12 protein-coding genes and 1 pseudogene are annotated in these 8,162 nt (G+C 53.4%); 4 read left to right on the top strand and 9 right to left on the bottom strand.

Annotation, left to right across the window (positions count from 1 at the left end; all coding sequences use genetic code 11):
• The 3 genes and pseudogenes from MHX65_RS11320 to MHX65_RS11310 all read right to left on the bottom strand — a co-directional run.
• Positions 1-707: pseudogene (locus MHX65_RS11320) on the bottom strand (hypothetical protein); the annotation flags it as partial.
• Positions 700-837 (bottom strand): hypothetical protein, encoded by a 138-nt coding sequence (locus MHX65_RS11315; protein WP_239270155.1) that lies wholly within the window; start codon positions 835-837, stop codon positions 700-702. The gene MHX65_RS11315 and the pseudogene MHX65_RS11320, both read right to left, overlap by 8 nt.
• On the bottom strand, positions 837-1,262 hold the full coding sequence (locus MHX65_RS11310; protein WP_239270154.1) for a dUTP diphosphatase: 426 nt from the start codon (positions 1,260-1,262) through the stop codon (positions 837-839). Before MHX65_RS11310 ends, MHX65_RS11315 begins: the two co-directional genes overlap by 1 nt.
• 91 nt (positions 1,263-1,353) lie before the next feature.
• Here MHX65_RS11310 and MHX65_RS11305 point away from each other — a divergent pair, with 91 nt between their 5' ends.
• Positions 1,354-2,055, top strand: coding sequence for a DUF3800 domain-containing protein (locus MHX65_RS11305; protein WP_239270153.1), 702 nt, complete (start codon positions 1,354-1,356; stop codon positions 2,053-2,055).
• A gap of 359 nt (positions 2,056-2,414) precedes the next feature.
• Here the strand turns inward: MHX65_RS11305 and MHX65_RS11300 are convergent, their stop codons facing one another.
• The 6 genes from MHX65_RS11300 to MHX65_RS11650 form a co-directional block, all read right to left on the bottom strand.
• Positions 2,415-2,900: a single-stranded DNA-binding protein gene (locus tag MHX65_RS11300; RefSeq protein ID WP_239270152.1), complete on the bottom strand. Its 486-nt coding sequence runs from the start codon at positions 2,898-2,900 to the stop codon at positions 2,415-2,417.
• Positions 2,900-3,706 carry a hypothetical protein gene (locus MHX65_RS11295; RefSeq protein WP_239270151.1) on the bottom strand — a complete coding sequence of 269 codons (807 nt, stop codon included), beginning with the start codon at positions 3,704-3,706 and terminating at the stop codon, positions 2,900-2,902. Before MHX65_RS11295 ends, MHX65_RS11300 begins: the two co-directional genes overlap by 1 nt.
• Positions 3,707-3,708: 2 nt before the next feature.
• Positions 3,709-3,894 (bottom strand): hypothetical protein, encoded by a 186-nt coding sequence (locus MHX65_RS11290; protein WP_239270150.1) that lies wholly within the window; start codon positions 3,892-3,894, stop codon positions 3,709-3,711.
• A gap of 193 nt (positions 3,895-4,087) precedes the next feature.
• Positions 4,088-4,999, bottom strand: coding sequence for a YqaJ viral recombinase family protein (locus tag MHX65_RS11285; RefSeq protein WP_239270149.1), 912 nt, complete (start codon positions 4,997-4,999; stop codon positions 4,088-4,090).
• Positions 4,986-5,228, bottom strand: coding sequence for a hypothetical protein (locus MHX65_RS11280; protein ID WP_239270148.1), 243 nt, complete (start codon positions 5,226-5,228; stop codon positions 4,986-4,988). Before MHX65_RS11280 ends, MHX65_RS11285 begins: the two co-directional genes overlap by 14 nt.
• 475 nt (positions 5,229-5,703) lie before the next feature.
• Entirely contained in the window at positions 5,704-5,880 is a 177-nt protein-coding gene (locus MHX65_RS11650) for an excisionase family DNA-binding protein (protein WP_349819955.1), read from the bottom strand.
• A gap of 343 nt (positions 5,881-6,223) precedes the next feature.
• Between MHX65_RS11650 and MHX65_RS11275 the strand changes: the two genes are divergently transcribed.
• From MHX65_RS11275 to MHX65_RS11265, 3 genes are all read left to right on the top strand, one after another.
• Entirely contained in the window at positions 6,224-6,718 is a 495-nt protein-coding gene (locus MHX65_RS11275) for a hypothetical protein (protein WP_239270147.1), read from the top strand.
• 443 nt (positions 6,719-7,161) lie between these two features.
• Complete coding sequence (locus MHX65_RS11270; RefSeq protein ID WP_239270146.1) at positions 7,162-7,746, top strand: hypothetical protein; 585 nt, start codon at positions 7,162-7,164, stop codon at positions 7,744-7,746.
• A 28-nt stretch (positions 7,747-7,774) separates the two neighbouring features.
• Positions 7,775-8,044 carry a hypothetical protein gene (locus MHX65_RS11265; RefSeq protein WP_239270145.1) on the top strand — a complete coding sequence of 90 codons (270 nt, stop codon included), beginning with the start codon at positions 7,775-7,777 and terminating at the stop codon, positions 8,042-8,044.
• Positions 8,045-8,162 lie beyond the last annotated feature (118 nt).

Genomic DNA, 8,162 nt, shown 5'->3' with positions numbered 1-8,162 from the left:
CCCTTAACCCCATCCGACGTTTCCCCCCTTTGCGAGCGTCTAGAAAAGGTTGTGGTTGTGGTTGCGGTTGTAGGGCTAGGGTCAACGCTAGGGTCAACCGAGGGGTCAATGGCACCCTTAGGTTCACCCCTAACGCTAGGGTCAATGGAAGGGTGAACCGAGGGGTCACTGGAGGGGTCAACCTTAGGGTCAACGGCACCCTCACCCTTAGGGTCAACGCTAGGGTCAATGGAAGGGTGAACCGAGGGGTCAATTGCGCGTTTTTTCAACAGCCGCGACGCCTCATCAGACTCCCAACCCTTAAACTCCGGATGCTCCTCATGCAGCCGCCGAAGCTCCCACACGACCACACCCTTAATCGTCCGCGACCCCACAGCCGCAAACTCACGCGCCATCGTCGTCGCCAAATTCCTCTGCTTCATCAAACCGTCATGCCGCACGAAAGTCCGCACCAGAAACTCGTCAGTATCTTCATCAATCACGATGAAAAGACCGTCCACGAGCTCACGGGCCGCAGACTCCACAACCGGGCGGGACCACGACGAGCACAGGCCAGAAAGGCGGCCCGCGTGCCAGGTCCCCACCCCGGCGCGGTTCATGGTTGGGTGCGAGATGAGCACAAAGTAAAGCAGCTGCGCGTTATTGCTTAAATCCAGGAATGAGTCATCATTCCAGATAGAAAGCTTAATCTGGGCAAAGTCACGCATCTTTTTTCACCTCCTTTTCTATGGATTCAAATAGGCGTATGAGCGCGTCGAGGAAGTCAGGCCGGGCGCAGTACAGGTCGCGGGTTTCGAGGTAGGCGCGCATGTCCTCACGCTGCTGGTGGGTGGGCATTAGTTGCTGCTTCCGATTCCGTTGGTGCCGCGTTCGGTGTGTGGCAGTTCGCGTACTTCTGCAATGTCGTTGGTGGCGATGGGGATGATGACGAGTTGTGCGATGTAGTCGCCGGCAGTGATGTGTTGGGTGGTGTCGCCAGTGTTGTGGAGACTGATTTTGATGGAACCGGTGAAACCACTATCAATAATGCCGGTACCATTGGATAGAACAAGTTTTCGTTTAATTCCGGTGCTGGAACGCACAAAAATCATGCCCACATGCCCCCGCGGCACAGCAACCTTTACACCAGTATCCCCCACCCTGTGAGCACCCACCGGAACACTCACGTCATGCTTCAACGCCAGGTCAATACCAGCATCATCCTTATACGCCTGACGCGGATGAGCCGCACCATCATCAAGAGAATAAAAAAGCAATTTCAAAAGTCCTTAAGGAAAATAGAAAGGGCTTCTACAAGGCGCAAAAAGTTGCAGGTATCCTTGCAGAAGCCCCAAATGAAAGATTGAATGTTCAGTGTTATATTCCTACGTTGACGAATCAGCCTCCCAGAATGATGACTACTACCTACTGTCTGCGCTCATACTTGATGAAAAAGGTAAATCTCAGCTAGAAAAAGGCTTGTCAGATTTGCTAGCCGCAGAGACTGAACAAGGTCATCTCTGGGGAATTGAAGAGTTGCATGGCTACGAAATAATGCAACAGAAGGGCGACTGGTCGCACGTGCCCTTTCGTCTAAGCATCAATATTTACAATCGGGCGCTTAGCATCATCAACGATTCTGCCTCTGCGCTGTTTGTAGAATGCATCAACCGGCGCAAACAGGAAAAGCGGTACGTCCGCCCGTTTGACCCCCGAGATTTAGCGATTAGCTTCACTCTCGAGCGGGTTAATGAGTTCTGCACCGGGAACGAGGAAAATTCCCATGTTCTACTAGATGACCACTACACAGCGGAAGAATCCAGAAAGAACTTCATGAAATACCGAACCGATGGAACATTCGGCTACAAACCATCCAAACTTGACCGAGTAACATCTTTCGATTTCTACGATTCCAAAACTAGGTGGGGCTTACAGGCAGCTGATTTATGCACTTACATAGCCAACAGAGTCATTTCTAAACCGTCTACAAATCCCAAGGCTGTACGCCTCCAGAATGATATGTGGAATCGAATCAGAACGATAAGAGAAGCTGGACAAATTAGAATTTGGCCTTAAGATGCACGAAAGCCGCCGTCAAAGAATGACAGCGGCTCAAGGCGATGTGGTGTTGTATACCCATACAATCACTACATGGAACATGATATAAGCATCTCAGCTAGATAGCAATAATTTAACCCCTGTGGACTATGGAGGTCCTGACTGGCGGGGTTAAGTGGTTGGGTCTACAAGGACGATTGATGTCGCGTTGAGGGCAAATCGTCCGTCTCTAGTGGCGCCATGCACCACATCGCCGACACGAGCAGCAAAAGTGACACGGTCAGCAATCTTCTCCGGGTCAAACGCGGCCGGGAAAAGAACTACTCTCCTGCCCTTGTACTGGGGAAGGTCGGCGGCTTGAATCTTGACGTAGCCCATCAAAATGGTGGTGCCTGGTCTTGCTGCCCTGCTTGCGCCGGCGGCTGAGACCACGCCCCACTAGCCGCGGTTTGCCCCTGCTGGACGGCAGTATCCCACGATTGCTGCGCCTGGCTCGGCTGCTGCTGCGGCGCGGCAGGAAGCTGGTAAAAACGCATAGCACTGAACTCAACCTTGCTGCGCTTTTCACCATCCTTCGTCTCCCACGAACGCGTCACAAGCTTGCCAGTCACCGCAACCTGGTCGCCCTTTTTCAAATCAGCAGCCATTTGCGCCCACGGCGTAGGATTCTGCTTATTGCCTTGCTCGTTCCAGATGGTGACGTCCAGGTACATGCTGCGAGTCTTAACCCACTGATTCTGACTCTCGTCATAACGATTATCCGAATTCGCCAACGTGAAATTCGCAACCGCAGCGCCCTGCGGCGTGTATCGTAACTCCGCATCCCGCGGCAAGCCTCCGGTGAGAGTGATGACATCAATCATTAATTCTTCTCCCCCTGCAGCTCATTCCAACGCCGGCGCCCAAGGTCAATGACCTCTTCGGGAACATCACCGTCATTGCGGATTTCCTGCATGAAACTCGTGACCTCATCAGCAGTAGTGAGCTCAGCCAAAGCCTGCTTGACGTCCTCCACAAACTGGTCCGACTGCCCATCTTGCTGCGACTCCCTCACCGCCGGCACAGGAGCAGCCAACGCCTGCGCAGCAACATCCTGACGAGAGGCGCTCATATTCACCGGTTCCAACTCCAGGTCCTCTGCAGCGTACTTAATGCCCAGAAGAACGTTAGGGGCAAGGCGGCGAGACACTTCCGAAGCAGCCTTGGCGTACAACATGGCCTGCGGGTCAGTCTGATATTTCTTATTAGAGGTATAGTTAGCCTTCTTAGCGCGGTCGATAGTCCACGTGGAAGACTCCTGCTCCCCGCTCGGCGCCACGCCACGCACCGTTACAGACTCATCACTGGACTCCACGGTCTCGAACTTATAGCCCTTGCCCTTAAGCAAAGCCACCATAGTTCGAGCGTAAATAGCTGGCTGCCCATGAATGACGAATACTTGCTGCAGTGCCTGCTGAGGCTTCAATCCAAGCTCAGCACCATAGAGGATGGCGGCGGCGCCATCATCAGGCTTACCGCGAAAAGTCTGCGGCACCATCTGGGTATTGCACAACACCGTCGCCAGCTTATGCGCGGCATCCATAGCCTCAGCTTGGCGCATGAGACCGCTGAGCCCATTATCGCTGAGCTCAGGCATAGAAGCGTTGACAGTATCAAGTTGATTATTCACTGTTAGATGTTCCTTTCGTCGTCGAATCGGTCGAGGGTGATTTCTGTGAGTGTGAGGGCGGTTTCCTCATCATGGCCGCGGACGGTGAAGTACTCTGTGAGGTAATGCGCCTGGTCTGCAAAAGCAGTCAACGCCGCATAGTTTTCCTCCATCGAAGTGCGTGCGACCTCGAGTCGACGCCGCGGCATATCACTCGGAATAGGATTCATAGGTTCGCTCGCTCTCTGTCTATCTGCTGCTCAATCTGGAGGCATAAATCCCGCAATTCTGGTGAAAGGTCACTGTGGTCCCTCACCCAATCCATGACCTCTATTTCGAGGCGGGCATACGCAATTTTGCGGGCCTGCCTACTGGGATATTCAGGCTCATACATCAGTCGCATCACTCTTTTACCCTCGTAAGTATCAGCCGCGTCGCACCACGACGCTTCTTCGTCGCATACTCGCGGTACAAGTCAGGATGAGTCTTCTTAAACTTGGTCGAATCGAACGCCATACTGTCAGCAGCTGTAGAAACACTGACTTTAAAGCCACCATGCTGACCGGCGTAGTCTCGCCCAACCTTGGCCAAAATCTCTGTGCGATATTGTTCCTTCAACTCCGCCCAGGATTTAGCTTTAGCGTCCGCATCCGCATACTGAGCAACCAAGTCCTCGAGCTCGTCCACATCGTCCAAACTGGATAGTTCAACCATCCACTCCGGAGTCTGCCCATCAAGCCACGCAAACCACTCGGCAGCGGTCTGGCGCATGGTCTCTACCGTTTCGGGGTCGTATTCAATCACTCGAGTCTCGCACTCGAATGGGGTGAACTGGCCGTCTTCCTCCCGGTAGTACTCAACGAGCAGGACACACGCTTCAGCACCTGCGTGCCACATGTTCGCCTGCACCTGCAGGTAATACTGGTCAGGGCACCAATCATGGAACATTCCGCCCGTAAACTCGTGATTCGCGGTCTTAATCTCACCAATCACTGCCCCGTCCTCACTGAACAAATCCGGGGTGCCACACAAGCGCTCATCAGCCTCGTTGATGATGATGGTCTGAGGGTCCTCGTTGTAGTTCAAGCGGCTATCAATATCCGCAAACAGCGGGGCCAACTTCAGTTCACGGGCCTTCCCCCACTCCGTATACTGATTACCACCCCAACGCTCCCCCGATTCCTTCTGCCTACGTAACTCTTGCCAATTCCTAGCGGTATGAATCAGGTGCAGCGATGCCAACTCCGTCGACGTTAAATGCTGGCGTCGATACTTAAACCACTCATCATCATCCTTCGTCTTAAAAAGCTTCATTTCTTCCTCCTTCTCCTACGCCAAAGCACACGCCGCGCCACAGGCGCATGCCACGAACAAAACCGAAAACCAACGCCCAAACCATCAATCTCCCCACCTGGGACATGACAGCCCTCAAATAAACAAGGGCCGGGCAAATCAAACACCCGACCCAAAAAATTCCAAGCATCATACTCAGACAAAAAAGAAATAAGACGCCCATCAAACTCCACCCAAAACCGACCACCATGCTCAACAGGCTCAATCCCCTCCGAACCATGGCCTACATCCATACAGGCGGCACCGAAATAACCCAATGGAAAACAAACCCAGCAACACCACCCAACGCCCCAGTCGCCCAACACAACCGAAAACGCTTAGCAGCCGCATCCTTCCAATAATGCAACTCACGCAACTCCCGCGTACCCCGCGCCGGCACCTTACTTGTGTTCCGGGTGCACATTACGAACCCTCCTGTCATACGACTCAACCAACGAAGCAATCACATGCGCCTGCTGCGCACTATCCTTAATCTGACGACGAATCTTCTCCGGAACACGCGCATACCGATACAAAGCGATATACCGGCCCTCAATATCCTTCAAAGTCCGAACCGCATGGTCATGACTAATCTCAAACACTACGGTCTTACCTCCACATCATCGTGAAAACATTGAACTGACGACGCCGACGCCGCCCACAACAAAAAATCTGCCTCAAAAACCTCACAAAGCATCTCCTCTCAAAAACTCATCGCACCACTCAGGTTTCAACCGATAACGCCGACCAACCTTCACCGAACGAAGCTCCCCACGCTGCAAATGCACATACAACGTCTCCGGATGCACGCTCATATAGTCAGCCGCCTCTTTAGCAGTCAGCCACGATGTGCTAGTATTCATATCGTCCTTTCAGAGGTGAGAAGATTGAAGGGGGAAAGCCCGGATAAACACCGCCAGGCTTTCCCTCTTTTCACGTAAAAATAAAGGAGCTGCAGGACAGCAGAGCGCAGCAGCGGCAAGTGCTCAACCACCAAAAGCCTGGGATGCTGCCCTTAAGACGGTCAGTGTCCAACCCGCCGTTGACAACCCCTAGTGCGCAGCCAGGGAGTTGCACCCTGGTAGCTTTTGAAAATCACACAATCACTAACCCACCGGTAGTAGGTAAAAATGAAAGTGAAACATGTACTACTCTGCGCTCAACAACGCCTCCAAAACCGTCGGAGACGCTCGATAGAATAAAAGAATGACCGCTTTCGAAATCACCTCCACAGTCATCGCCGTAATCTCCGCCATAATCGCAATCTGGCAGGCAACAGAAGCAACCAAATCACGCAAATCAGCAGAGGCTGCACAAGCCGAAGCCGCAGAAAGCTCCGACCGAGCCGCCCGCAGCGCCGAAAAGGCCGCAGAAGAACAACGAAAAATCGCCGAAGCACAAGCAACAATCTCCGCATACACGCAGAAACTCGCCGCAGCAAACCGACGAAACGTCACCCTGCGCCACGAGAGCAAACAGCTCTACGTCATCGCCAACGAAACCGGCGAAACCATCACCAACGTCAGCATCAACGCAACCAGAGACGACCAAGCAGCCCACATGCACGCCGAACCCGCCACCACGCTCCACCACGGCGACTCCCTCGAAGCGCTCCTCGGCTACCGCGGGCAATACATCCTATGCTGGACAGACAGCGACGGAGAAGAACAACAAAAGACAACAACCGCTAATGCCGATTGATGTAGCTGACATAAATAGCGCACCCCACAGAAACCAAGGCGCACACCGAAATAACAATCGGAGCAACCATACCGAAACACCTCCCCTCTACACTCAACTATCCGCCTCACACACTGTGAGGCCAGTGCCGCGCCCGGGACTCGCACCCGGGGAGTAACTAATTCACGGCCTGGTGTTTTACGTCCTTGGTGGTTCCCTCCCGCTTACGGCGGGGTTCCTGCCTGTCGGCTTGGCCAATGCTTCACGGACATGTCAACGTGGTTCTTGGCCCGGTATCTTCTATCAGGACAATTCACTAATTCAGTTCTCTGTACAGCGTTTCGACCCAACCAATACCCCTTGGGGTTATTGTCACTGTGTCGAAATTTTGGGACATGACTGCCCCCAGTGCCCGCGGGGAGGCTCGCACTCCCCCGCCTGCTAAGTCGGGCTAAAATACACACATGGCAATAACCGCACTCATAAGCGCAATAACCGGACTTGCCGCACTACTACTAGGAATCAAACAATTCCAACACGCCCGCCAATACGACGGCGCACACCAAATAGCAATGGGCTTCAGCAACTACGGAACCCCCACCGTCACCTCAGGAATGAAAGAACCCATTGACGAAATCGAAATACAACTCCACTACCAGGGCTTCCAACCCCTCCACGGAGTAAAGATGTCCCTCCTCTGGGACAATGGCGAACACTGGGACCTCTACCCCGAGCCCCATCTTCAGCCTGGAGAAAAATTCGGCCCGAAGGTTCTAAAAATACCGTGTAGCGACCTGGATAAAGTACACCTACATGTCGCATGGCAGACTCCACATCCTGCCATTCTGAAAAACAAGATTCGGTATCAAGCACTCCGGATGAACCTGGCTCAAGAGGCTCAACAATGGCGATGGCGTCCATTCGAACACCTCCATCGGCGCCGGCACTCGCCACTCGGAAAGTGGAAGGCAATTCATAATCCCCCAACCGACCAACAGAACTTCCCCGGCTGGCCCCACGGCCCCGCAGCCAAGACCATAGACTGGTAAACATCAACAACACTCCTTTAAACGAAACATGAACCTCGACACCCTACTGACAAGCATCAGCGCCACCACCGGCATCATCAGCATGCTTATCGCAATATTCGCCAAACTCGACTCGAAAAACGCCAACAACATTGCGCAAAGAAGCCACAAGCGAGCCGCGGAATCCATCACCCTCGCCCAACAATCGAACAGCATCGCCATAGATGCCCGCGAGCTCGCAAAGGAAGCGAGCACGATTAGCCGCAGGGCCGAAAAGCGAGACACTGAACTCAACTACGTCAGCTGGAACTACCACTGAGGTTACCCTCGTTTAGTGGACACCCGATTAGTGCGGATCTTGTGTCCGTAAGAGAGGATGTTCATTGTGAGTCAACAACGCCAGAAATACACGCCTGAGTACCGGCGTGAAGCCGCGA

The organism is Corynebacterium sp. ACRPS (assembly GCF_022346005.1).
GTDB lineage: Bacteria > Actinomycetota > Actinomycetes > Mycobacteriales > Mycobacteriaceae > Corynebacterium.
Note: the sequence above shows the minus strand (reverse complement) of the source record. Positions and strands in the feature narration are given on the sequence as shown.

What these genes read in the sequence shown, in the direction of transcription:
- MHX65_RS11650 (WP_349819955.1), bottom strand. Translation starts at nt 5,880, where the DNA reads ATGAATACTAGCACATCGTGGCTGACTGCTAAAGAGGCGGCTGACTAT.
- MHX65_RS11265 (WP_239270145.1), top strand. Translation starts at nt 7,775, where the DNA reads ATGAACCTCGACACCCTACTGACAAGCATCAGCGCCACCACCGGCATC.
- MHX65_RS11275 (WP_239270147.1), top strand. Translation starts at nt 6,224, where the DNA reads ATGACCGCTTTCGAAATCACCTCCACAGTCATCGCCGTAATCTCCGCC.
- MHX65_RS11315 (WP_239270155.1), bottom strand. Translation starts at nt 837, where the DNA reads ATGCCCACCCACCAGCAGCGTGAGGACATGCGCGCCTACCTCGAAACC.
- MHX65_RS11285 (WP_239270149.1), bottom strand. Translation starts at nt 4,999, where the DNA reads ATGAAGCTTTTTAAGACGAAGGATGATGATGAGTGGTTTAAGTATCGA.
- MHX65_RS11280 (WP_239270148.1), bottom strand. Translation starts at nt 5,228, where the DNA reads ATGGTGGTCGGTTTTGGGTGGAGTTTGATGGGCGTCTTATTTCTTTTT.
- MHX65_RS11300 (WP_239270152.1), bottom strand. Translation starts at nt 2,900, where the DNA reads ATGATTGATGTCATCACTCTCACCGGAGGCTTGCCGCGGGATGCGGAG.
- MHX65_RS11290 (WP_239270150.1), bottom strand. Translation starts at nt 3,894, where the DNA reads ATGCCGCGGCGTCGACTCGAGGTCGCACGCACTTCGATGGAGGAAAAC.
- MHX65_RS11270 (WP_239270146.1), top strand. Translation starts at nt 7,162, where the DNA reads ATGGCAATAACCGCACTCATAAGCGCAATAACCGGACTTGCCGCACTA.